The 22,839-nt window shown below is 76.2% G+C and carries 22 protein-coding genes and 3 tRNA genes; 12 read left to right on the top strand and 13 right to left on the bottom strand.

The window, feature by feature from the left end; translation table 11 throughout:
* Positions 1–51 precede the first annotated feature (51 nt).
* The 3 genes from WDZ17_RS10415 (at position 52) to WDZ17_RS10405 (ending at position 1,616) form a co-directional block, all read left to right on the top strand.
* A tRNA-Asn gene (locus tag WDZ17_RS10415) sits at positions 52–123 on the top strand.
* A gap of 60 nt (positions 124–183) precedes the next feature.
* Positions 184–1,419, top strand: coding sequence for an acetyl-CoA C-acyltransferase (locus tag WDZ17_RS10410; RefSeq protein ID WP_339575085.1), 1,236 nt, complete (start codon positions 184–186; stop codon positions 1,417–1,419).
* A gap of 123 nt (positions 1,420–1,542) precedes the next feature.
* Positions 1,543–1,616: transfer RNA gene (locus WDZ17_RS10405), tRNA-Ile, on the top strand.
* Positions 1,617–1,632: 16 nt separating this feature from the next.
* On the opposite strand, the gene WDZ17_RS10400 is transcribed toward WDZ17_RS10405, so the two are convergent.
* From WDZ17_RS10400 to WDZ17_RS10390, 3 genes are all read right to left on the bottom strand, one after another.
* Positions 1,633–2,040: a GVDTG sorting domain-containing protein gene (locus WDZ17_RS10400; protein WP_339575084.1), complete on the bottom strand. Its 408-nt coding sequence runs from the start codon at positions 2,038–2,040 to the stop codon at positions 1,633–1,635.
* A 137-nt stretch (positions 2,041–2,177) separates the two neighbouring features.
* Complete coding sequence (locus tag WDZ17_RS10395; RefSeq protein ID WP_339575083.1) at positions 2,178–4,169, bottom strand: amylosucrase; 1,992 nt, start codon at positions 4,167–4,169, stop codon at positions 2,178–2,180.
* Positions 4,170–4,253: 84 nt separating this feature from the next.
* Positions 4,254–4,469 carry a hypothetical protein gene (locus WDZ17_RS10390; RefSeq protein WP_339575082.1) on the bottom strand — a complete coding sequence of 72 codons (216 nt, stop codon included), beginning with the start codon at positions 4,467–4,469 and terminating at the stop codon, positions 4,254–4,256.
* 113 nt (positions 4,470–4,582) lie between these two features.
* Between WDZ17_RS10390 and WDZ17_RS10385 the strand changes: the two genes are divergently transcribed.
* On the top strand, positions 4,583–5,062 hold the full coding sequence (locus tag WDZ17_RS10385; protein ID WP_339575081.1) for a hypothetical protein: 480 nt from the start codon (positions 4,583–4,585) through the stop codon (positions 5,060–5,062).
* A gap of 197 nt (positions 5,063–5,259) precedes the next feature.
* On the opposite strand, the gene WDZ17_RS10380 is transcribed toward WDZ17_RS10385, so the two are convergent.
* Positions 5,260–5,895 (bottom strand): hypothetical protein, encoded by a 636-nt coding sequence (locus tag WDZ17_RS10380; RefSeq protein ID WP_339575080.1) that lies wholly within the window; start codon positions 5,893–5,895, stop codon positions 5,260–5,262.
* A 283-nt stretch (positions 5,896–6,178) separates the two neighbouring features.
* On the opposite strand from WDZ17_RS10380, the gene WDZ17_RS10375 reads away from it, so the two are divergent.
* The gene (locus tag WDZ17_RS10375; RefSeq protein ID WP_339575079.1) at positions 6,179–6,682 is read left to right on the top strand and encodes a DUF3145 domain-containing protein; all 504 of its coding nucleotides are present in this window, start codon (positions 6,179–6,181) and stop codon (positions 6,680–6,682) included.
* 111 nt (positions 6,683–6,793) lie between these two features.
* Here the strand turns inward: WDZ17_RS10375 and WDZ17_RS10370 are convergent, their stop codons facing one another.
* The 6 genes from WDZ17_RS10370 to WDZ17_RS10345 all read right to left on the bottom strand — a co-directional run bounded on the left by WDZ17_RS10370 (position 6,794) and on the right by WDZ17_RS10345 (position 13,833).
* Positions 6,794–8,248, bottom strand: a complete 1,455-nt coding sequence (locus WDZ17_RS10370; RefSeq protein ID WP_339575078.1) for an acyl-CoA carboxylase subunit beta — start codon at positions 8,246–8,248, stop codon at positions 6,794–6,796.
* Complete coding sequence (locus WDZ17_RS10365; RefSeq protein WP_339575077.1) at positions 8,245–9,561, bottom strand: beta-ketoacyl-[acyl-carrier-protein] synthase family protein; 1,317 nt, start codon at positions 9,559–9,561, stop codon at positions 8,245–8,247. The genes WDZ17_RS10370 and WDZ17_RS10365 overlap by 4 nt, the downstream gene beginning before the upstream one ends.
* A gap of 138 nt (positions 9,562–9,699) precedes the next feature.
* Entirely contained in the window at positions 9,700–9,948 is a 249-nt protein-coding gene (locus tag WDZ17_RS10360) for an acyl carrier protein (protein ID WP_339575076.1), read from the bottom strand.
* Between the two features lie 127 nt (positions 9,949–10,075).
* On the bottom strand, positions 10,076–11,125 hold the full coding sequence (locus WDZ17_RS10355; protein WP_339575075.1) for a beta-ketoacyl-ACP synthase III: 1,050 nt from the start codon (positions 11,123–11,125) through the stop codon (positions 10,076–10,078).
* A complete protein-coding gene (locus WDZ17_RS10350; RefSeq protein WP_339575074.1) occupies positions 11,122–12,309 on the bottom strand; it encodes an acyltransferase domain-containing protein in 1,188 nt (395 codons plus the stop codon). Before WDZ17_RS10350 ends, WDZ17_RS10355 begins: the two co-directional genes overlap by 4 nt.
* 180 nt (positions 12,310–12,489) lie before the next feature.
* Complete coding sequence (locus tag WDZ17_RS10345; RefSeq protein WP_339575073.1) at positions 12,490–13,833, bottom strand: PucR family transcriptional regulator; 1,344 nt, start codon at positions 13,831–13,833, stop codon at positions 12,490–12,492.
* A gap of 178 nt (positions 13,834–14,011) precedes the next feature.
* On the opposite strand from WDZ17_RS10345, the gene WDZ17_RS10340 reads away from it, so the two are divergent.
* A complete protein-coding gene (locus WDZ17_RS10340; protein ID WP_339575072.1) occupies positions 14,012–14,686 on the top strand; it encodes a hypothetical protein in 675 nt (224 codons plus the stop codon).
* Between the two features lie 73 nt (positions 14,687–14,759).
* Here the strand turns inward: WDZ17_RS10340 and aceE are convergent, their stop codons facing one another.
* Complete coding sequence (gene aceE, locus WDZ17_RS10335; protein ID WP_339575071.1) at positions 14,760–17,504, bottom strand: pyruvate dehydrogenase (acetyl-transferring), homodimeric type; 2,745 nt, start codon at positions 17,502–17,504, stop codon at positions 14,760–14,762.
* A 313-nt stretch (positions 17,505–17,817) separates the two neighbouring features.
* Here aceE and WDZ17_RS10330 point away from each other — a divergent pair, with 313 nt between their 5' ends.
* Positions 17,818–18,240, top strand: coding sequence for a secondary thiamine-phosphate synthase enzyme YjbQ (locus WDZ17_RS10330; protein ID WP_339575070.1), 423 nt, complete (start codon positions 17,818–17,820; stop codon positions 18,238–18,240).
* A gap of 68 nt (positions 18,241–18,308) precedes the next feature.
* Here the strand turns inward: WDZ17_RS10330 and fdhD are convergent, their stop codons facing one another.
* Positions 18,309–19,193 (bottom strand): formate dehydrogenase accessory sulfurtransferase FdhD, encoded by an 885-nt coding sequence (fdhD, locus tag WDZ17_RS10325; RefSeq protein ID WP_339575069.1) that lies wholly within the window; start codon positions 19,191–19,193, stop codon positions 18,309–18,311.
* Between the two features lie 174 nt (positions 19,194–19,367).
* Between fdhD and WDZ17_RS10320 the strand changes: the two genes are divergently transcribed.
* The 4 genes from WDZ17_RS10320 to WDZ17_RS10305 all read left to right on the top strand — a co-directional run bounded on the left by WDZ17_RS10320 (position 19,368) and on the right by WDZ17_RS10305 (position 21,357).
* A complete protein-coding gene (locus WDZ17_RS10320) occupies positions 19,368–19,793 on the top strand; it encodes a DUF3052 domain-containing protein (protein WP_339575068.1) in 426 nt (141 codons plus the stop codon).
* On the top strand, positions 19,751–20,290 hold the full coding sequence (locus WDZ17_RS10315; protein ID WP_339575121.1) for a redoxin domain-containing protein: 540 nt from the start codon (positions 19,751–19,753) through the stop codon (positions 20,288–20,290). Before WDZ17_RS10320 ends, WDZ17_RS10315 begins: the two co-directional genes overlap by 43 nt.
* Positions 20,281–20,353: transfer RNA gene (locus WDZ17_RS10310), tRNA-Val, on the top strand. The genes WDZ17_RS10315 and WDZ17_RS10310 overlap by 10 nt, the downstream gene beginning before the upstream one ends.
* A 209-nt stretch (positions 20,354–20,562) precedes the next feature.
* Entirely contained in the window at positions 20,563–21,357 is a 795-nt protein-coding gene (locus WDZ17_RS10305; RefSeq protein WP_339575067.1) for an SDR family NAD(P)-dependent oxidoreductase, read from the top strand.
* On the opposite strand, the gene WDZ17_RS17585 is transcribed toward WDZ17_RS10305, so the two are convergent.
* Positions 21,308–21,592 (bottom strand): Nif3-like dinuclear metal center hexameric protein, encoded by a 285-nt coding sequence (locus tag WDZ17_RS17585; protein ID WP_494516970.1) that lies wholly within the window; start codon positions 21,590–21,592, stop codon positions 21,308–21,310. The two genes, WDZ17_RS10305 and WDZ17_RS17585, sit on opposite strands and share 50 nt — an antisense overlap.
* Before the next feature lie 163 nt (positions 21,593–21,755).
* On the opposite strand from WDZ17_RS17585, the gene WDZ17_RS10300 reads away from it, so the two are divergent.
* Positions 21,756–22,839: Nif3-like dinuclear metal center hexameric protein (locus tag WDZ17_RS10300; RefSeq protein WP_339575066.1), on the top strand; the 1,084-nt coding region annotated here is incomplete at its 3' end.

Below are 22,839 nucleotides of genomic sequence, written 5' to 3'. Positions count from 1 at the left end.
GGTGGTCCTGCTAACCTCGACACCGCCCGGACGCGCTGCGCCCGGGTGCCGTCCCGCGTAGCTCAACGGCAGAGCATTCGACTGTTAATCGAACGGTTGCTGGTTCGAATCCAGCCGCGGGAGCAGCGCGGCCGGCCCCCCGCACCGTGGCGGGCGGGCGCTGCCCCACCCGCGGGAGGCTCCGTGACCGCACCCTCGTCCGCCACCCGGCGGGAGCCCGTCTCCGTCCTGGTCGCGGGCGCGCGCACGCCCATGGGCCGGTTGCAGGGCGCGCTGTCCCCGCTGCGGGCCGTGGACCTCGGCGCCCACGCCGTGCGTCACGCCCTCGAGCGCTCCGGCGTCCGCCCGCAGGACGTCGACCAGGTGGTGCTGGGGCAGGTCCTCCAGGCCGGTCAGGGGCAGAACCCCGCCCGCCAGGCCGCGGCGCTCGCGGGTGTGCCGATGTCCGTCCCGGCGCTCACCGTCAACGCCGTCTGCCTCTCGGGGCTGCGCGCCGTCGCCCTCGCCGACCAGCTCGTCCGCGCGGGGGAGGCCGACGTCGTCGTCGCGGGCGGCATGGAGTCGATGAGCGGGGCACCGCACCTGCTGCCGGGCGCGCGCGCCGGCTACCGCTTCGGTGACGCCGTCGTCCGGGACGCCACGAGCCACGACGGCCTGCGGGACGCCTTCGCCGACGTGTCGATGGGCGCGCTCACCGAGGTCGAGGAGGCCGCCCGTGCTGCCGACGCCCGCGGCGCGTCGAGCCGGGAGGAGCAGGACGCCGTCGCCGTCCGCAGCCACCGCCTCGCGGCGCAGGCGCAGGCGGGCGGCCGCCTCGGCGAGGAGATCGCCCCGCTCCCGGTGCCGCAGCGGCGGGGGGAGCCCCTGGTCGTGGACGCCGACGAGGGGGTCCGCGCGGGGGCGACGGCGGAGGCCCTCGCCGCGCTGCCGCCCGCCTTCCGGCCGGACGGCACCATCACCGCCGGGTCGGCGTCGCCGGTCTCGGACGGCGCCGCGGCCGTGGTCGTCATGCGCCGCGAGCGTGCGGAGGCGGCCGGCCTGCCGTGGCTGGTCGAGATCGGCGCCCACGGCGTCGTGGCCGGGCCCGACTCGACGTTGCAGAGCCAGCCCGCCCGGGCCGTCGAGCGGGCCTGCGCCCGAGAGGGTCTGGACCCGAGAGCCCTGGACCTGCTCGAGATCAACGAGGCCTTCGCCGCGGTCGTGCTCGCCTCGGTGCGCGAGCTCGGCGTCGACCCGGACCGGGTCAACACCGCGGGCGGCGCCATCGCCCTCGGGCACCCGATCGGGGCCTCGGGGGCCCGGCTGGCGCTGACCCTCGCCCTCGGGCTCCGTCGTCGCGGGGGCGGCACGGGCGTCGCCGCGCTCTGCGGCGGCGGCGGGCAGGGCGAGGCGCTGCTGCTGCACGCGCCGTCGCGCTGAGCCACCCGTCCGCCGAGCGCCGGCTGCGGCAGGCGGAGACGAGGTGGCCGCACGAAGACGCTGAAGAGGGCGTCCTCGTGCGGCCACCTCGTGGTTCGCGGGCTCGGTAAGGTCCGCGTACCCGGGGCAGTAGCTCAGCCGGTCAGAGCAGCGGACTCATAATCCGCCGGTCGTGGGTTCGAGCCCCACCTGCCCTACTGGCCGTGGTGTCCCTCACGCCTGCGAGCGACGGCGCACCAGGACGAGTCCCCCTGCGCCGGCCGCGGCAAGCAGGCCGCCAGTCGCCAGGAGCCCGGTGACGCCGCCGGCCGTGCCGCCGGCGCCGGTCTCCGCCCCGCCGGCGGGCATGGCCATCTGGTCCGTCGTGGTGTCGACGCCCGTCTCTGCGGTGGGGGCCGCGCTCCCGCGTCGCGGCAGGGACTCGCACGCGAGGCCGACCACGCCTCCCTCGTCCAGGCGGTTGGGGTCGGAGGGGTCCCGCTCGAGAACGGCCTGAGCATCTTCCTGGAAGTCGAAGTCCGAGCAGTTGAGGTTGTTGCCGCCGGCGGCGAGCGCGGGCGCGGCCACGCCCAGCAGGCCGGCGGCGAGGACGGTGGTCATGGCGAGGCGGGTCGTGCGCATGGGTCTTCCCCCGTGGTTGGTGTCAGTCTTCCGGGTCGTGCTGGTCGGACGCTACGTCGTCGTCGTCCGGGTCTGACCGTTCTCGGCGCCCTCGAACGGGTGAGACTCGGTGGCGCGCAACCGTAGAGCCGAGGCTCTCAGCGGCCGTCGGCGACGAGCCAGACGACGCCGTACGGGGGCAGCCAGAGCTGCCCGTCGCCGCCCCGCTCGGGGACGCGCCCCGAGAGCGCGTCGACGGCGTCGGCGACGCCGTGGTGGGCGAGCCGCTCGGCCGGGAAGGGGCGCCACCCGCTCGTCACGTTCGCCAGCACCAGCAGGTCCCCCTCGGGGTGCGCCCGCAGGACGACGAGGACGCCGGGGTCGCCCGGGTCCAGCACCTGCGAGGCGACCGAGGCGTGCAGGTGCGGCAGCGACGCCCGCGTCCGCGCCAGGTGCCGGATGCCGGCGAACACGGTGCCGGCGACCGTCGAGGGGTCGTGCCGCTGCGCCAGCAGCTCCTCGGACAGGCGTGGCCGGTGCACCCAGCGGTTGTCGTCCTCGTGACCCGGCTCACCGGCCCACCCCGCGTCCCCGGGGTGGCCGAGCTCGTCGCCCATCCACAGCACCGGGACGCCGCCCCAGACCAGGACGAGCGCGTGCGCCAGCAGCAGGCGGCCGACGGCGAGGTCGACGTCCTCGTCGCCGCTGCGGCCGCCGCGCGCGAGGGCCGCCTCCAGCCCGACGAGGGCGGAGGACGAGCCGCTGATCCGGCGGTCACCCGTCGCCGGGTTCTCCTGGAAGACGAGGCCGGTCGCGGTCGAGCCGGGGAAGGCGCCGGAGTACCAGTCCGAGAGGAAGGAGCGGTGCGCGTGCCCGTCGAGGCCCGCTGCGGCGGCGTCGTCGTCGCCCACCGCCCACCCGATGTCGTCGTGGCAGCGCACGTAGGTGATCCACGCCGTCGACGGGGGGACGGGCGGGAGGGCCTGCAGGGCAGTCGTCGCCAGACGGACGTCCCCGGCGGCGAGCATCGACCAGACCTGCACCATGAGGGTGTTGTGGTAGGCGAGGTCGCTGACCCGGCCGACGTGCCGCCCCGTGCCGAGGTAGTGCACGAGGTCGGTCGGCGCGACGATCGCCTCGGCCTTGAGCAGCACGCCGGGGCACGCCACGCGCGTCACGGCGCGCAGCACCTGGGTCAGCGCGTGCACCTCCGGCTGGTTCTGGCAGGAGGTGCCCAGGCGCTTCCAGAGGAAGGCGACGGCGTCCAGGCGCAGCACCTCGACACCGAGCCCGGCGAGGTGGAGGACGACGTCGACCATCTCGGCGAGGACGTCGGGGCAGGACCAGTCGAGGTCCCACTGGAAGGTGTTGAACGTCGTCCAGACCCAGGCGCCGAGCTCGGAGTCCCAGGTGAAGCTGCCAGGAGCGGTGTCCGGGAACACCTCCGGCAGCGAGCGCTCGTAGGCGTCGGGCAGCGCGCGGTCGTCGAAGAGGTGGAAGTAGCGGCGGTGGTGCGCACGCTCGTCCGCCGTGCCGCTGCGTGCGGCGACGGCCCACGGGTGCTCCCGGGCCACGTGGTTGAGGACGAGGTCGAGCACCAGGCTGATGCCCCGTGAGCGCAGGTCGCGCGCCAGCGCCCTCAGGTCGTCCGTCGTCCCGAGGTCCGGCCGCACCCGCCGGTAGTCGGCGACGGCGTACCCGCCGTCGCTGTCGCCCTCGCGGGGGAGCAGCAGCGGCATGAGGTGCAGGTACGTGACCCCGAGCTCCTCGAGCAGCGGCAACCGCTCCCGGACCCCGTCGAGGGTGCCGGGGGAGGACGCCGTGCCGGAGAAGCGGTCCGCGTAGGCGGCGTAGCCGAGGACCTCGGGGCGCTGGAACCAGTCGGGGGCGAGCGTGCGCGCCAGGTCGAGCCGGTGCAGCTCGGGGTCGCGCTCCGCGTACGCGGTGGCGGCCGAGCGCAGCAGCCTCCGTCCGAGGGCCTCGGCGTCCTCGGGGGCGTGCACGGCCATGAGCCCGTCGTGGACGTCCCCCCACCACCGCTCCACCCGCAGGGCGAACAGCTCACGGCGGTCCGGGGACAAGGGCGCCAGCACGTCGCCGACCGCGTCGAGGTCCGGCCGCGCCCGGCGGCGCCGGCTGGTGCTGGTCATGGGGCCTCCGGGCCGGGGTCGTCCCACCCTGGCCGGTGGACGCGCCGACGGTAGCGGCGCCGGCCCCGTGCGGGGCCGAGGGGCTCAGCCGCCCGAGCGGCGTCCCGGGAGGTCCTCGCGGTCGTTGTCGTAGTCCGAGGCCGCCTGCCGCGCCGTGGGGTCGCTGCTCGCCTCGCTCGGGTCCGGGTCCTGCTCGGCGGCGTTGACGGAGATCGTCGGGACGGCCGGGCCGCGCCCGGCCGCCCCGTCCCCGGAGCCTGCCGGTGGCCGGTCGGTCTCGTCGTCCTGCGGCGTGGGCACGGGGTCAGCATGACCGTCGCGGTGGCCGTCGGCGAGGCCGACGCGCGGGCGACGTCGCGGTCGTGGACCGGGGCCGCCCGGCGCTCCTCGCCCGTCGCGCCATGCTGCTCCGCGTGACGGACGCAGCCCTGGTCGAGGACGCCGGTGCACCGGTGCCGCTGGTGCTCGTCGTCGACGCGGCCAACGTCGTCGGTTCCCGCCCGGACGGCTGGTGGCGCGACCGCGCCGGCGCGTCCCGGCGGCTGCTGGACGGCCTCGCCCGGCTGCCGGGGCGCCGCGTCCTCGGGCCGGGGGGCGTGCCGGGGGTCGTCCTCGCGGTGGCCGTCGTGCTCGAGGGCAGGGCCCGCGGCGCGGGCACGACCACGGACGACCACCGGGTGCAGGTGCTCCTCGCCCCCGGCTCGGGCGACGACGCCGTGGTCGAGCTGGTGCGGGAGCTGGCCGGGGCCGACGCCGGGGACGCGGCCGTCGTGGTCGTCACCGCCGACCGGGGGCTGCGCGACAGGCTCGACGTGGGCTGCTGGGGGCCGGGGTGGCTGCGCGACGTGCTCGACCGTCTCGCGACGGACGGGGTCGACCGCCCGCGGAGGTAGGTGCGCCGGGCCGGGAGCGCCTCTCGGCGCGTGGCCGCTCGAAGCGGCTTCATGTGGAGCCCGGGGCTACCGCGGCCCGGCGCCCGACCACTGTAACCGCGGACGACGGGCGGCGTCGTGCCGGCGGCGGGAGCGGTGGACGACCACGCGGACGGCCCAGGGCCCGTCCGTCGCCGGCGGGCACCGTCGGAGCGGCCTCAGAGCAGCGAGCCCGACCTCCAGCGGCCGGCGCAGGACTCCAGGTGCTCGGCCGTGCGCACGAGGCGGCCGGCCGACGTCGTCAGCCCCGCGTCGTCGGCGTCCGTGGCCGGCCACACCTCGTCGTCGGCCAGGTCGGCTCGGCCGACGGCGACCACGCGCGCGAAGGCCGCGGCGCGCTCCAGCGTGCCGGCGAAGTCGCCCGTCGCGACGCCGGCGAGGACGGCGTCCACCTGCTGGCGCACCTCGTCGGGTCCCGGCGGGTCGGCCACGCCGGCGACGGCCTCGAGGACGGGCGCGCGGCGCCGACCCTCGTCGAACTGCCGCGAGGCCTCCGACGGGGCGGCGTGCACCCACTGCCGCAGCACGTACAGCCGCCACAGCGCCCCGGGGAGCGACTCCGGGGGCGCGTCGGCCCACAGCTCGGCGAGCAGCTCCAGCCCCTGCTCGTCCGCGAGCCGCACGAGCCGGGCGGCGACCTCGGCGTCGCCGGAGCTCTGCGCCCCCTCGACGAGCAGGCGGGCCGTCGCGTGCGCCGCCGCGTCCCGCGACGTCGGGTCGCCGGGGCTCTCGAGGCTGTCCATCGCGCGGGGCCCGAGGAAGGTCGGGCGGCGCGGGTGCTGCGCAGGGCTCACCGGACCATGGTGCGCCCCCGGCCCGGTGCGCGGCGGTCCGGCGTCGTGCCGGCGGTGGTGCCGTCCGTGGTGTCGTCCGTGGTGCCGTCGGTGTCGGCGGCTCGGGCGCGGACGCCGGGCGGCGCGCCCGGACCCGCTGCGCGGCAGGGGCTGGCAGCCGGGCCCGACGTCTGGCATCCTGCGCGCGACGGCTCTGCGCCGTCCGGCACGACGGCCGCCTGCGCCGGTGATCGAGGACGTTGGGGAAGACGCACCTCGCACACCGACACCAGGAGGGTCAGACATGCCCGGAGCACTGACGCGCGGAGTCCTCTTCGTGCACTCCGCGCCCCGCGCGCTGCTGCCCCACGTCGAGTGGGCGGCCGGCGGGGTCGTCGGCGTGTCCGCCTCGATGGACTGGATCGAGCAGCCCGTCGCCCCCGGCTCCTACCGCACCGAGATGTCGTGGCAGGCCGAGCAGGGCACGGGCGCCCGGCTGGCGTCCGCGCTGCGCGGGTGGGCGCACCTGCGCTACGAGGTCACCGAGGAGCCCAGCCAGGGCGTCGACGGCGGGCGCTGGAGCCACACGCCCGAGCTCGGCATCTTCCACGCCGTCACCGACGTCCACGGCAACGTCCTCGTCCCGGAGGACCGTGTCCGCGCGGCGCTCGAGTGCTCCGTGGAGTCGGCGGCCGACGTGCGGGCCGAGCTCGAGCTCGCCCTCGGCACCGCCTGGGACGACGAGCTCGAGCCCTTCCGCTACGCCGGCGACGGCGCCCCCGTCCGCTGGCTGCACCGCGTCGGCTGAGCGGGCTCACCAGCACCGGAACCCTCCGCCTCCCCCCGCATTTCGACGACTTCTCGCGGTGGCAGCGCTCGCCGTCCGGCACGGCGACGACGTCCCGTCGCGGGGGAGGGGCTACAGCGGGATGTTGCCGTGCCGGCCGCGGCGCTGCGGGGCCCCGGAGATCGCCGTGGCGAGCGCCGTGCGGGTGGCCACCGGCTCGACGACCTCGTCGACGACGCCGATCTCCACGGCGCGCGCCAGGCCGCCGGAGAGCTTCTCGTGCTCGGCGGCGAGCTCGGTCTCGACCTGCGCCCTGGCGTCCGCCGGGACCTCGGCGAGGCGGCGCCGGTGCAGGATCCGCACGGCCGCGACGGCGCCCATGACGGCGACCTCGGACGTCGGCCACGCGAAGACGCGCGTCGCGCCGAGCGAGCGCGAGTTCATCGCGATGTAGGCGCCCCCGTAGGTCTTGCGGGTCACGAGCGTCACGCGCGGCACGACGGACTCGGCGAAGGCGTGCAGCAGCTTGGCCCCGCGGCGCACGACCCCGTCCCACTCCTGGCCGACGCCCGGCAGGTAGCCGGGCACGTCGACGACGACGACCAGCGGGATGCCGAGGGAGTCGCAGAGCCGCACGAACCTCGCCGCCTTCTCCGCGGAGGAGGAGTCGAGGCACCCCCCGAGGCGCAGCGGGTTGTTGGCGACGACGCCGACGGTCCGCCCGCCCATGCGCCCCAGCGTGGTGACGACGTTGGGCGCCCAGCGCGGGTGCAGCTCGAGCGAGCCCTGGTCCGCGCCGTGGCCGGCGGGGGAGTCGAGCAGGTCGTCGACCAGGGGGTGGACGTCGTAGGCGCGCCGGACGTTCTCCGGCAGGTGCGCCGACAGGTCGCGCTCGGCCACGCCGTCGACGTCCATGGCGCCCTGCGCCCCGAGCAGGTGCACGAGCTTGCGCGCCTGGGCGTAGGCGCCGTCCTGCGACTCGGCGACGACGTGGACGACGCCGGAGCGCCGCCCGTGCGGCTCGGGGCCCCCGAGGCGCGCGGCGTCCACGTCCTCGCCCGTGACCGAGCGGACGACGTCGGGCCCGGTCACGAACACGCGCCCCTCGGGCGCCAGGACGACGACGTCGGTCAGCGCGGGGCCGTACGCGGCCCCGCCGGCTGCCGGGCCGACGACGACGGAGATCTGCGGCACGACGCCGGAGGCGCGCGTCATCACGGCGAAGACGGCCCCGAAGGCGTCGAGGGAGACGACGCCCTCGCGCAGGCGTGCCCCGCCCGAGTGCCACACGCCCACGACGGGCACCTCGTCCGCCAGCGCGCGCTCGTACGCGGCGAGGACGACGCGGCTGCCCGCGGCGCCCATGGCGCCGCCCTGCACGCGCGCGTCGCAGGCGAAGGCGACGGCGGGGGAGCCGTCGACGAGCCCGGTCGCGGCGAGCATCCCGGAGTCGTCCGCCGGGGTGAGGGCCTCGACGGTGCCCGCGTCGAAGAGGGTCCGCAGGCGGTGCATCGGGTCCTTGGGGTCCACCTCGCCGCCTCCCTGGTCAGGGGCGGCGTCAGGCGGACGGGACGTGACGGCGGTCATGCCGCGCCTCCAGAGGTCGGGCCGGTGAGGGCCAGGGCCGCGTTGTGGCCGCCGAACCCGAAGGAGTTGTTGAGCGCCACCGCGTCCGGGCCCGTGACGATCTTCCGCGGCTCGTCGAGGACGACGTCGAGGTCCACCTGCGGGTCGAGCTCGGTGACGTTGATGGTCGGCGGGGCCAGGCCCTCGGCCAGCGCCTTGAGGCAGAAGATGCTCTCCAGCGCGCCGGCGCCGCCGAGCAGGTGGCCGGTCATGGACTTGGTGGCCGAGACGCTCACCCGGTCCAGGTCCGACCCGAGCGCGGCGCGCAGCGCCACGACCTCGGCCACGTCGCCGACCGGCGTCGAGGTGGCGTGCGCGTTCACGTGGACGACGTCGCCGGGCTGCGCCCCGGCCTGCTGCAGCGCCAGCCGGATGGCGCGTGTCGCGCCGAGCCCCTCCGGGTCCGGGGCGGCGATGTGGTGCGCGTCGGAGGTGATGCCCGCGCCCACGACGGACCCGAGCACCGCGGCGCCGCGCGCGGCGGCGTGCGCGGCCGACTCCAGGACGAGGACGCCGGCGCCCTCGGCGAGGACGAACCCGTCGCGCGTGACGTCGTAGGGGCGGGAGGCGGTCTCGGGCGTGTCGTTGCGCAGCGACAGCGCGTGCATGGAGGCGAAGGCCGCGATGGGGAGCGCGAGGATGGCCGCCTCGGTGCCGCCGGCGATGACGACGTCGGCACGGCCGGTGCGGATCATCTCCGCGCCGTAGGCGATGGCCTCGGCGCCGGTGGCGCACGCGGAGGCGGGGCTGTGCGCGCCGGCGCGGGCACCGAACTCGATGGACAGCGCCCCGGCGGCGCCGTTGGGCATGAGCATCGGCACGGTCAGCGGCAGCACGCGGCGGGGGCCCCGCTCGCGGAGGGTGTCGTGGGCGTTGATCAGCGTCGTGACGCCCCCGATGCCGGTGCCGACGACCACCCCGAGGCGCTCGCCGTCGACGTCGGGGGCACCGGCCTGCTGCCAGGCCTCGCGACCGGCGACCAGCGCGTACTGCGCCGAGGGGTCCAGGCGCTTGCTCTCGTGCCGGGGGAGCACGTCGGTGGCGGGCACCGCCAGGGTGCCCCCGAAGGTGACGGGGAGCCCGAGCTCCTCCACGAAGGGCATCGGCAGCGGCCGGGCGCCGGAGCGGCCCGCCAGCGCGGCCTCCCAGGTGCTCGGCACGTCACCGCCGAGCGGCGTGGTCGCGCCCATCCCGGTGACGACGACGGCGCGGTCGGCCGCCGGGCCCCCGGAGGACGCGGCTCCGCTGCTCGGGCGGGGCGTCGTCTCGGACATGGCGGTGGGCCTCCAGGTCGGCGGTGCGGCGGTGTGGCGGTGGACCGTGCGGTCCTCGTGGTCGGCGCCCGTCCCACGGGGGACGGCCGCCTGCGGGCACGCCCGGCCGGAGGTCACCGGCCGGGCGTCCCCGGGGTGTCAGCCCTGGGCCTGCTGGATGTAGGCGACGACGTCGCGGACGGTGCGCAGGTTCTTGCTGTCCTCGTCCGGGATCGTCACGCCGAACTTCTCCTCGGCGTGGACGACGATGGAGGTCATCGACAGCGAGTCGATGTCGAGGTCGTCCGTGAAGGACTTGTCCATCTCGACGGACTCCTTGGGCAGTCCGGTCTCCTCGTTCACGAGGTCGGCGATGCCGTCGAGGATCTCGTTCTCGCTCTGGGCCATGGGTGCGTGCTCCTTGTCTGCGGCGCGCCGGGTGCGCACCTCGGGGTCGTGCTGGTCTGCGGTGGTGCTGGTCTGCGGGTGGTCCTGGTCCGACGGCGGTGCACACCGCCGCGGCGGGGAGAGGGGGCTACGGCAGGACGACGACCTGGGCCGCGTAGGACAGCCCGGCGCCGAAGCCGATGAGCAGGGCGAGCCCGCCCGAGGGCGCCTGGCCCTCGGCGAGCATCCGGTGCATCGCCAGCGGGACGGACGCGGCGGAGGTGTTGCCGGTCGTCCGGATGTCGCGGGCGACCGCGACGTGCTCGGGCAGCCCGATCTGGCTGCTGAGCTTGTCGATGATGCGCATGTTCGCCTGGTGCGGGACGAACGCGGCGAGGTCGTCGACGGTGATCCCGGCGGCGTCCACCGCCTGCAGGGCCAGCGGCGCCATGGCCCACACCGCCCACCGGAAGACCTTCTGGCCCTCCTGCTGCAGCGCCGGCCACTCCACGGCGGCGGGGTCGGCGTCACGGTGCTCGAGCCACGAGGTGCGGTTGCGGATGACGTCCCACTGCGAGCCGTCCGAGCCCCAGACGGTGGGGCCGATGCCCGGGGTGTCGGAGGGTCCGACGACCACCGCACCGGCGCCGTCGGCGAACAGGAAGGCGGTCGAGCGGTCGGAGAGGTCGGTGAAGTCGCTCAGCTTGTCCACGCCGACGACGAGCACGTGCTCGCTCGTCCCGCCGCGCACGAGGTCCGAGGCCTGCGCCAGCGCGTGGCAGAACGCCGCGCAGCCGGCCGAGACGTCCCACGCCGCAGCCGGTGTCGCCCCCAGCCGGTCCGCGACCTGGGTGGCGGCCGCGGGGGTCTGGTACGGGTGCGAGACGGTCGCGAGGATGACGGCGCCCACGGCGGCGGCGTCCACGCCCGCCGCGGCGAGGGCCTCGGCCCCCGCGTGCACGGCCATGTCGACGACGGAGGTCTCCGCGTCGGCCCAGCCGCGCTGCTCGATCCCGGTGCGCTGCCGGATCCACTCGTCCGTCGAGTCGATGTGCTGGCACACCTCCTCGTTGGTCACGACCCGCTCGGGCCGCCAGGCGCCGACGCCGAGGATCCGGGTGTGCTCGGGACCGCGGCGGGTGCGCAGCACGGGGACACGGCGCCCCGGCGACGGCTGGTCCGTCGTCGGGACGCTCACGCCGCTCCCCCCGCGGGGTGCAGGCGGACGAGGGGCTGGCCGGGCGCGACCGGGTCGCCGTCCTCGACGAGCCACTCGACGACCGTGCCGCCGTGCGGGGCGCTGGCGTCGTGGCCGTCGCGCAGCCCCTCGACGCGGGCGACGACCGCGCCCGCGTCGACGCGGGCGCCCTCCTCGCGCGGGCCCTGCACCCGCACGACGCCCTTGGCGGGGGCGACGACGAGGCGCCACGTGGGCGACGTGGTCACCGTGCTGCGCTCGCCGTGGCGGGCGACGAAGGCGCGGGCGTCGTCGAGCTGGTCGGGTGTCTTGAGCGCGAAGGTCTCGACCCCGGGCAGGGAGCGCCTCGCCAGGTTCGCCAGCGTCCCGGCGGGGGGCACCTCGAGGAGGCCGGTGACCCCGCGGTCGGCGAAGGTCTGCTGGCACAGGTCCCACCGCACGGGACGGGCGACCTGGGCGACGATGCGCGAGAGCACCTCCTGGCCGTCGTGCAGGACGGTCCCGTCGGCGTTGGAGGCCAGCAGCACGCGGGCGTCGTGCGTCGTGACGGCGCGGGCGAGGCGCTCCAGCTCGGGGACGGCGGGCGCCATGTGCTCGGTGTGGAAGGCGCCCGCGACCTGCAGGGGGATCACGCGGGCGCGGGCGGGGGCGTCCTCCCGCAGGGCGGCGAGCTGCTCGAGCGTGCCCGCGGCGACGACCTGGACCGCCCCGTTGGCGTTCGCGGCCACGAGGCCGTGGCGCCCCAGCGTCGCGGCGACCTCGTCGGCGTCCCCGCCGACGACGGCGCTCATGCCCGTCGGCGCCGCGGCGCTGGCGGCGGCCATGCCGCGGCCGCGCTCACGGACGAGGACCATCGCCTGCTCGGCGGAGACGACGCCGGCCGCGGCCGCCGCCGTGATCTCCCCGACGCTGTGGCCCGCGCCCAGTCCCACGACCGAGAAGGCGTCCGCCGGCTGCGGGAAGAGCGAGAGGAGGGACAGCAGCCCGCTCGCGACGAGGAGGGGCTGGGCCACCGCCGTGTCCCGGATCGTCTCGGCGTCCGACGTGGTGCCGTGCGTCTCCAGGTCCAGGCCCGACACGGCCGACAGCCAGTGCAGGCGGTCGGCGAAGCCGGGGACCTCCAGCCACGGGGCGAGGAAGCCCGGGGTCTGGGACCCCTGGCCGGGGCAGGCGATGACGAGCACGGCACCGACCCTGCTCCGCGCGGGCGAGGGCCGACGGTGCCGACGCCGACAGCACCACCCCGGAGACTTTGGAGGACTCCTACAACGGCCGCCGTCGCACCGGTGACCATCCGGTGACCGAGCGTCGACGTCTCGGTGCGCTCCGTGCACAAGGAGGGTCGCTGCCCGTCGTCCGCGGGCTCAGGAGTCCGGGGCGCGCCCCGGCGGACCGTCGGCGAGGGCCCCGACCACGAGCGCCACCTGGAGGACGAGGGCGTCCCGCGGGTGCGTCGCGTCCCAGCCGGTGACGTCGACGACCTTGCGCAGCCGGTACCGGACGGTGTTGGGGTGCACGAACAGGAGCCGGGCGGTCGCCTCGAGCGAGCGGCCGTGCTCCAGGTAGGTCGAGACGGTCTGGGCGAGGCTGCCGGCCGCCGCGACGAGCGGCCGGTAGACCGCGTCGAGGACGGCGCGGCGGGCGCGGACGTCGCCGGAGAGCACGCGCTCGGGCCACAGCTCGTCGGCGAGCACGGGTCGGGGCGCCCCCGGCCAGGCGCGGGCCGCCGCGAGCCCCGACAGCGCCGCGCGGGTCGAGATGCCCGCCGACGCGAGGTCGGGCACCGCCGGGCCGACGACCACCGGCCCGGGGCCGAAGAACCGGGCGAGGACGGTCGTCGCGGCCCGCAGGTCCACCGGTGGCGTCCCGGGCGGCACGGACACCTCGGCGTCGACGTCACCGCCCCGGCGCCGGCTCGACCTGAGCCCGAGGAGGACGACGAGGCGCTCGCCCTGGAGGCCGACGAGCGCGTCGTCGGCCGAGCCGCGGGCGGCGCGGCGCAGCCGGGCCACGACGTCCTCGGGGTTGCCGGCCGGCGCCGAGCCGACGACCACGGCCACGGCGGAGGGTCGTCCCCAGCCGAGGGCCGACAGCCGCGAGCGGACGGCGTCGTCGACGTCGCCGCGCACGACGGCGTCGACGACGAGCGCCTCAAGGCGGGCGTCCCAGGCGCCGCGGGCCTCCGCGGCGCCGGCGTACAGGCGGGCCGCGGCGAAGGCGACCTCGCGCGAGTACCGCAGCACCGCCTCGCGCAGGTGCTGCTCGCGGCCCGGGGCGGCGACGACGTCGACGTGGTCCTCGACCACGTCGACGGCGGCCCGCACGAGCTCCAGCGTCTGGCCGAGCGTCACCGCGCGGGTGAGCTCGCGGGGGGCGCTGCCGAAGACGTCCGCGGTGATGGCGAGCGAGGCGTCGGCGTCCGGGTCGGAGTACCACGTGGTGAAGGCGCCGATGCCGGCCTGGGCGACCAGGCCGACCCAGGAGCGGTCCTGCGCCGGCATGGCCCCGTACCAGGGCAGGGTCTCGTCGAGGTGCCGCAGCGCCGCGGTGGACAGCAGCCCCGTCGCGGCGCGCAGCCGGGCGACGTCGTCGGCGGACGGCTCCGGGCGGCGGGTGCGCGCCCCTCCCCGGTCCGCGGTCGCGGGGTCGGTCGTGGGCGCGGGGTCGGTCGTGGGCGCGTGCCGAGCGGGGGCACCGGCGTCGTCCACGGCGGTGATCGTACGAGCGCCCGTCCTCCCCGGGCCCCGAGGACCCGTGCCCGGACCGTGACCGCCGCCGCGGCCCGCGGCGGCGTGCCCGGGGAGGGGCGCAGGGCTATGGTCGGGAGCGTCCGGAGGTCCGGCGCCAGCACGACCGCGCGGTCCGACACCCCGACGGAAGGACCGCATGAGCCTGCTGGAGAAGCTGCGCCGCCGCGTCGCGCGCAGCGCGCCGGAGAGCATCAAGCCGGCGCTGCGCCGCGTGGACCCGGTGGCCAAGCGGTCGTCGGGCCACGGGCACCCGGACGACCGGCGCGAGGACGCGCTGAGGGCACGGCTGCACGAGGACCCCAACGACGAGAGCGCCTTCGTCGAGCTGGCCGGCATCGTGCGTCGTCGGGCCGCGGAGAACCACGCCGAGGGCGACCCGCGCCGTGCCGAGGACGACGCCGTGTGGGCCCTGGCGGAGGAGATGGCCGGCAGCAGCAGGGCCTGGTACCCGCTGCTCGAGCTCGGACGCCTGTCGATCCACGACGACCGCGAGGGCGCGATGCGACGGCTGGCGACGGCGGCCGAGCGGGACGCGACCGGCGGTGCCCTGGCGCAGGCCCTGTCGATCCTGCGCGAGGAAGGGCTCCCGGGGGACGCCCTCGGGCTCGGGGTGGGTCACTGGCGCCCGCGCGAGCACCGCATCGACGCCGGGGTCCAGCTCGTGCACGCCGCGGTGGAGGCCGGTCGCGTCAGCGAGGCCCGCCGTCACCTCGAGGCGATGTCGCTGCACCCCGACTCCGCGCGGGTCGAGGTCGTCCAGGCCGAGCTCGAGCGGGTCATCGCCGGTGCGGAGGGCTCGCCCGCCCGCTGAGCCACCCCGCTCGCCGACGACGGAGGGCCGCCACCCCGCGGGGTGGCGCCCCTCCGTCGCGTCGGGGCCGTGCTCAGGCGTCGGCGCCCTCGGTGCTCCCCGAGGTGCCGGCGCTCGGGTCGTCCAGGCGCCAGGTCGCGTAGGCCTTCGCCGGCACGTCCTTGTCGACCTCGCCGCGGGCCGCGAGACGCACGAGCGCCTGGTAGGCCATCGAGGGGCCGTCGACGTGGAAGTGCCGTCGGACCGCAGGACGCGTGTCCGAGAGGCCGAAGCCGTCGGTGCCGAGGACGGTGTAGTCCTCCTCGACCCACGGGCGGATCTGGTCCTGCACGGCCCGCATGTAGTCGCTCACGGCGACGACGGGACCCGTCTGCCCCCGCAGCCGCTGCGTCACGTAGGGCACGGGGGCGTCGTCGGCCGAGGCCTGCGGGTGGTCGAAGACCCATGCGTCGCAGGCGAGGCCGTCGCGGCGCAGCTCGCCCCACGACGTCACCGACCACACGTCCGCGTCCACGCCGAAGTCGCTGCCGAGGAGCTCCTGCGCCTCCAGCGCCCACGGCACGCCGACGCCCGAGGCGAGCAGCTGGACCCGCGGACGGTCGCCCTCGTGCCCGCGGCTGACGAGGTGCATCCCCTTGAGGATGCCCTCGACGTCCACGTCGTCCGGCTCGGCCGGCTGGACCATCGGCTCGTTGTAGACCGTGAGGTAGTACATGACGTTCGGGTCCACGTCGTGCCCCGCCGCGTCGGTCCCCCTCGGCCCGTCGCCGTACATGCGCTCGAGGCCGGCCCGCACGACGTGGCCGATCTCGTAGCCGTACGCCGGGTCGTAGGAGACGACCGCGGGGTTGGTGGACGCGAGCAGCGGGGAGTGCCCGTCGGCGTGCTGCAGCCCCTCGCCCGTCAGCGTCGTCCGACCGGCGGTGGCGCCCAGCAGGAAGCCCCGCGCCATCTGGTCGCCCGCGGCCCACAGGCTGTCGCCGGTGCGCTGGAAGCCGAACATCGAGTAGAAGACGTAGACCGGGATCATCGCCTCGCCGTGCGTGGCGTAGGCGGACCCGGCGGCGGTGAAGGCGGCGAGGGAGCCGCCCTCGTTGATCCCCAGGTGCAGGATCTGGCCGGACTCGGACTCCTTGTAGGACAGCATGAGCTCGCGGTCCACGGACTGGTACTTCTGCCCGCCCGGGTTGTAGATCTTCGCCGTCGGGAAGAACGAGTCCATCCCGAACGTGCGGGCCTCGTCCGGGATGATCGGGACGACCCGGCGGCCCAGCTCCTTGTCGCGCATGAGGTCCTTGAGCAGACGGACGAAGGCCATCGTCGTCGCGATCGTCTGCTTGCCGGAGCCGCGCTTGAGGACCTTGTAGGCGTCGTCGCCGGGCATCTCGATCGCCGTGTGCGGCGTCGTCCGCCGCGCCGGCAGGGGGCCCCCGAGCTTCTGCCGGCGCTCCTTCAGGTACTGGATCTCCTCGGCGTCCTCGCCCGGGTGGTAGTAGGGCGGGTTGTAGAGGTCCTGCTCGAGGCGCTCGTCGGAGATCGGGATGCGGAGGCTGTCGCGGAACGCCTTGAGGTCGTCCATCGTCAGCTTCTTCATCTGGTGCGTGGCGTTGCGGCCCTCGAAGTGCGAGCCGAGCCCGTAGCCCTTGACCGTCTTCGCGAGGACGACGGTCGGCTGTCCGGTGTGCTCGACCGCCGCCTTGTAGGCCGCGTAGACCTTGCGGTAGTCGTGCCCGCCGCGCTTGAGGCCCCACAGCTGGTCGTCGGAGTAGCCCTCGACGAGCTTGCGGGTGCGCGGGTCCTGGCCGAAGAAGTGCTCGCGCACGTAGGCCCCGGACTCGGCCTTGAAGGTCTGGTAGTCCCCGTCGCGCGTCTGGTTCATGACGTTGACCAGGGCGCCGCCGGAGTCGGCCGCCAGCAGCGGGTCCCACTCGCGGCCCCACAGCACCTTGATGACGTTCCAGCCGGCGCCGCGGAAGAAGCTCTCCAGCTCCTGGATGATCTTCCCGTTGCCGCGCACCGGGCCGTCCAGGCGCTGCAGGTTGCAGTTGACGACGAACGTCAGGTTGTCGAGGTTCTCGTTCGCGGCGATCTGCAGCAGGCCGCGGCTCTCGGGCTCGTCCATCTCGCCGTCGCCGAGGAAGGCCCACACGTGGCTCGCGGAGACGTCCTTGATGCCGCGGGCGGTGAGGTACTTGTTGGACTGCGCCTGGTGGATGGCGTTCATCGGGCCGAGGCCCATCGACACCGTCGGGAACTCCCAGAAGTCCGGCATCAGCCGCGGGTGCGGGTAGCTCGGCAGCCCGCGGCCCTTCGCCGTCAGCTCCTGGCGGAAGCCGTCGAGGTCGGTCTCGGAGAGCCGACCCTCGAGGAACGCGCGGGCGTAGACGCCGGGGGAGGCGTGGCCCTGGATGTAGACCTGGTCGGGCGTGCCGCCCTCGTGGCCCTTGAAGAAGTGGTTGAAGCCGACCTCGTAGAGCGTCGCGGACGAGGCGTAGCTCGAGATGTGGCCGCCGACGCCGACCTCGGGCCGCTGCGCCCGGTGGACCATGATCGCGGCGTTCCACCGCAGCCAGGCGCGGTAGCGGCGCTCGACCTCCTCGTCACCGGGGAACCAGGGCTCCTGCTCCGGCCCGATGGTGTTGACGTAGTCGCTCGTCACCGGGGTGGGGACGCCGACGCCCCGTTCGCGGGCGCGGTCCTGAAGCACCGACATCAGGTACCGGGCCCGGGTGCGGCCGCCCTCGTCGACGGCGCCGTCGAGCGAGTCGACCCACTCCTGGGTCTCCTCCGGGTCGATGTCGGGGACCTGGGAGGGCATGCCGCTCCGGGTCGGACCGGCGTCGTCGCGTCCTGCCACTGGGGTGCTCCGTCTCGCTCGCCGCCCGGGCGCGTGCCCCGGCGGTCCGGCCGCGGCCCGATCGGCCGCACACCGCGGGGCAGGGGTCGCCCACGGCACGACCATCCTCGCGCGCCGGGCGGTGCGGCGTCACATCAGGTCCCCGGACGTGCGACACGGACGTGCGACACGGACGTGTGACACGGACGTGCGACACGGACGTGCGACACGGACGTGCGACGCGGGCGTCGGCCGCGGGCGTGCGTCGGGACCGGCCCGCTGCTGTCATCGGGGCATGGAGACGACCGAGCTGGCGGTGCGCACGGGTGGGGAGCAGCGCGTGGTGGACCTCACCGCGCAGGTGCAGGACGCCCTCGACGGCTGGGAGGCGGGGGACGGGCTGCTCTCGGTCTTCGTCCCGCACGCCACGGCGGGCCTGGCCGTGCTGGAGACCGGCGCGGGCTCCGACGAGGACCTGCTGCGCGCCCTCGCGCAGGTGCTGCCGTCGGCCGGGCCGCAGGAACGGGGGTGGCGCCACGCCCACGGCTCGCCGGGCCACGGCCGCGACCACGTGCTGCCCGCCCTGGTGAGCCCCTCGCTCGTCGTCCCCGTCCTGCGGGGGCGCCCGGCGCTGGGCACGTGGCAGAGCGTCTGCCTCGTCGACACCAACGTCGACAACGCCGACCGCCGCGTGCGCCTGTCCTTCCTCCCCGGTTGACCCCGGGCGCGCGCCCGACCTCGACGACGTCTCGTCGCCGGTGGGCCCGTGGGGCCGTACGTCGACGACTACTCGTCCCCCGCGAGGCCGTGGACGCGGACGCGGTGGGCGCCGGCGTAGAGGTTGAGGGTCGGGGGGCGGACGAAGCCGGCGAGCGTCATCCCGGCCTCCCGGGCGAGCTGCACGGCGAGCGACGACGGCGCCGAGACGGCGGCGAGCACGGGCACCCCCGCCATCCAGGCCTTCTGGGCCAGCTCGAAGGACGCGCGGCCGCTGACGACCAGGACGTGGCCGGTGAGCGGCCAGCCGACCTCGCGCGCCGCCCACCCGAGGACCTTGTCGACGGCGTTGTGGCGGCCGACGTCCTCGCGGACGACGAGCAGCTCGCCGTCCGCCCCGGCCAGGCCGGCGGCGTGCAGCCCACCGGTGCGGGCGAAGACGCGCTGGGCCTCCCGCAGCCGGTCGGGCAGCCCCGCGAGCACGGCCGCGTCGACGACGACGTCGTCCCGCCACAGGTTGGCCCCCGTCCGCGCGCGGACGGCGTCGACGCTCGCCGACCCGCAGACGCCGCACGCCGACGTCATCCCGAAGGTGCGCCGCCCCTCGAGGTCGGGCACGGGGACGCCGTCGGCGAGCGCCAGCTCCAGGGACCCGACGAGGGGCTCGCCGTCGACGCCCTCGTCCACGCACGCCGTGGTCCGCGCCACGGCGGACGGTCCCGGAAGCAGCCCCTCGGTGAGGAGGAAGCCGAGCGCCAGGTCGTCGTCGTGGCCGGGCGTGCGCATGGTGACGACGACGGCCGCCCCCGCCACGCGCACCTCGAGCGGCTCCTCGACGGCGACGGAGTCCGGGCGCGGCTCCCGTGCGGGCTCCCCGCCGTCCACCCGCAGGCGCACGACCTCGACGGCGCCGCTGCCGCCGGCGGGTGACTGTCCTGCAGCGGGAGGGACCACCGGCCGACTGTAGGCACCGCCGGTCGGCGCGGCCGAGGGTGCGGCGGCACGGGACCCGGCGTGGACCCGTGCACTACGGTCGCGTCCGACCGATCGGGCCCCACCGGGCCCGGGGCCCGTGGAGGGTCGACCGGCACGACGACCAGGGACGACGACGAGGGGTGGGGCACGACGGTGGCTGAGAGCGCGGACGCCGCGGCAGCGGGCGGAGCCGCACGGCGACTGTCCGTCACGGCGGGCCAGGTGGTGCAGGAGCTGGGCTACGACGCGGACGTGGACCACGACCTGCGCGACGGCGTCGAGGACGCCATCGGCGGGGAGATGCTCGACGAGGACGCCGTCGAGGCGGTCGACGTCGTCCTCCTCTGGTGGCGCGACGGCGACGGCGACCTCGTGGACGCCCTCGTCGACTCCCTGACCTCGCTCGCGGAGAACGGCGTCGTCTGGCTGCTGAGCCCCAAGAGCGGCCGCCCGGGCCACGTCGAGCCCGCCGACATCGACGACGCCGCGCCCACGGCCGGCCTGCACGCCACGTCGACGCTCGCGGTGACCGAGGACTGGTCCGGCACCCGCCTCGTCACCCGCAGCCGCAAGGCCTGACCGTCACCTCGCGGCTGGGGCGGCTCGCCCGTCGGCTCCGCGGCCCCGGCGAGGCCCTCACCCTCCGGCCGGGGGACGACGGCCCGCCGACGCCGCGGCTCGTCGCCTCCACGGGACGGGTCGTGGACGTGAGGGAGGCCGCGGCCGGCCGGGGCCTGGTGCTCGTGTTCCTGCCTTTCGCCTCGTCACCGGTCTGCACCCGAGAGGTCCGCGACCTGCGGGACCGCCACGCCGACCTCCGGGCGCACGGCGTCGAGGTCGTCGCCGTCACCTGCGACGCCCTGCCGGCGCTCGCGGCCTGGGTCCGGGCGGAGGACCTGCCCTTCCCGGTGCTCTCCGACTTCTGGCCGCACGGCGCGGCCAGCTCCGCCTGGGGCGTCCTCGACGCCGCCACGGGCGCGCCCCGGCGCACGACGTTCCTCGTGGGCGCCCGGAGCGTGGATGATGCCCTCGGTGCCGTCCGGGACCTCCTCCCGCCACCGGCCCCGGGCCTGTAGCTCAGCTGGTAGAGCACCGCGCTTACACCGCGGACGTCGTCGGTTCGAACCCGGCCGGGCCCACCCGCGCCGCGTCCCGGGACGAGCCCTGCCACAGCGGCGCCGCCGGCGCACGTCGGGCGCCGACGCCGTGCCGTGCCTACCGTCGCCGCGAGGACGCGCCGGGCCGCCCGGTCCGGGCGCCCGCCCCCGCCGTCCCCCGCCCGCAGCTCGCGGGCACCCACCGCTCGGCCCGGCGCCGCCGTCCGGCGCACATCGACCCAGGAGGACCCATGGACCTCGGCATCTCCGGCAAGACCGCCCTCGTGACCGGCGCCGACTCCGGCATCGGCTGGCACACCGCTCGCATGCTCCTCGAGGAGGGCGTGCAGGTCGCCGTCAGCGACATCGACGCCGACTCGCTGAAGGAGTCCGCAGCGAAGCTCCCCGGCGAGGTGACGCAGGTCGCGGCCGACCTCACGAAGCTCGACGACGTGGCGACGCTCAAGCGCGAGGTCGAGGCGGGTCTGCGCGGAGCCCCCGACATCATCGTCGCCGCGGCCGGCATCACCGGCGCGCAGGGGTACTTCCACGAGATCGACGACGAGGGCTGGACGAAGACCGTCGAGACCGACCTCATGTCGCCGGTCCGCACCGTCAAGGCGTTCATCGACGGCATGCGGCCGAAGGGGTGGGGCCGGATCGTCCTGCTCACCAGCGAGGACGCCTTCCAGCCGTACGCGGACGAGATCCCCTACTGCGCCGCCAAGGCCGGCGTCCTCGCGCTCATGAAGGGCCTGTCGAAGACGTACGCGTCCGAGGGCATCCTCGTGAACAGCGTCGCGCCGGCCTTCATCTCGACGCCGATGACCGACGCGATGATGTCCAAGCGCGCCGACGCGAACGGCACGGACACCGACGAGGCCATCCGCAGCTTCCTCGCCGAGGAGCGCCCCGGCATGGAGCTCGGCCGTCGCGGTGAGCCCGAGGAGGTCGCCGCGGCCATCGTCTTCCTCTGCTCCGAGCGGGCCAGCTTCGTCAACGGCGCCACGCTGCGCGTCGACTCGGGCTCGGTCCAGACGATCTGACGGCGNCGGCCAGCAGGACCGAGCGCACGAGCCGGGTCGGGTCACCGCAGACGAGGCCGACGGCGTCCCACTCCTCGGCGCTCGCGGCGGGGTAGCGGCGCTCGAGAACCTCCCCCCCCCCCCCCCCCCCCCCCCCCCCCCCCCCCCCCCCCCCCCCCCCCCCCCCCCCCCCCCCCCCCCACGACTCGTCCGTCCGGGCGCGCGGCCCCCGACGTCGTCGCCGACGTCGGGAGATGAGGCGCTCGGGACCCGACGTCGTCGCCGACGTCGAGGTGAAGCGGCGTCCCCCGAGAGCGGCGACGGGCGGTCGGTCACGGACCGGTCACGACCGCCGACGCCCCGCCGCGGCGGGATGACGCTGCGTCGCCACCCGCTACGGTGCGAGGGTGATGGATGGCGTGAGCAACGGAGTCGCCCTCGCCGACCTCCTCGAGGTCCTCGAGCGCCGCTACCCCGCCGCGAGCGCCGAGGAGTGGGACGCCGTCGGCCTCGTCTGCGGTGACCCGACCCGGCTCGTGCGCTCGGTCCTGCTGGCCGTCGACCCCGTCGCCGAGGTCGTGGACGAGGCGGTCGAGCTCGGCGTCGACCTGGTGCTCGTGCACCACCCGCTGCTGCTGCGCCCGGTGCGCTCGGTCCGCGCCGACGACCCGAAAGGCGCTGTGGTGCATCGGCTCGTGCGCGCCGGCATCGCCCTGCACGTGCTCCACACGAACGCCGACTCCGCCCGCCCCGGCGTCTCGGACGCCCTCGCCCGGGTCATCGGCCTCGACGACCTGCAGCCGTTGTCCGCGGCGCCGGCCGCCCCTGTCGACAAGCACGTCGTCTTCGTGCCGGAGGGGGACGCCGAGCGCCTCGTCGACGCGATGTCCGCCGCGGGCGCCGGGGAGATCGGCGAGTACTCGCGCTGCGCGTTCACGGGCACCGGCACGCAGACGTTCACGCCCGGCGAGCGTGCGCACCCGGCCGTCGGCACTCCCGGTGAGCGGCACACGGGGTCCGAGGCGCGCGTCGAGATGGTCGCCCCGCGCCACCTGCGCGAGCGGGTCCTGGCCGCCGTCCGCTCGGCGCACCCCTACGAGGAGCCCGCGCTCGACGTCCTCGAGCTCGCGCCGTGGTCCTCGCCGCGGGGGCTCGGCCGGGTGGGGACGCTCGACAAGCCCCTGACGGTCGAGGCGCTGGCCGGCGTCGTCGCCGCGGCGCTGCCGTACACCCACCACGGCGTGCGCGTCGCGGGCGACCCCTCCGCGCTCGTGCGTCGCGTCGCGGTGTGCGGCGGCAGCGGCGACAGCCTCTTCGACGCCGTCCGCGCCAGCGGCGCCGACGCCTACGTCACCGCGGACCTGCGCCACCACCCGGTCTCCGAGCTGCGCGAGCGTGCCCGCGGCGGGGCGCCGCACGTCCTCGACGTCTCGCACTGGGCCAGCGAGTGGCCGTGGCTGCAGGGCGCCGGTGACCGGCTGCGCGCCGACCTCGAGGAGGTCG

It is taken from the genome of Pseudokineococcus basanitobsidens (assembly GCF_037482545.1).
Classification (GTDB): Bacteria; Actinomycetota; Actinomycetes; order Actinomycetales; family Quadrisphaeraceae; genus Pseudokineococcus; species Pseudokineococcus basanitobsidens.
This window is presented reverse-complemented; position numbering and strand designations above follow the sequence as displayed.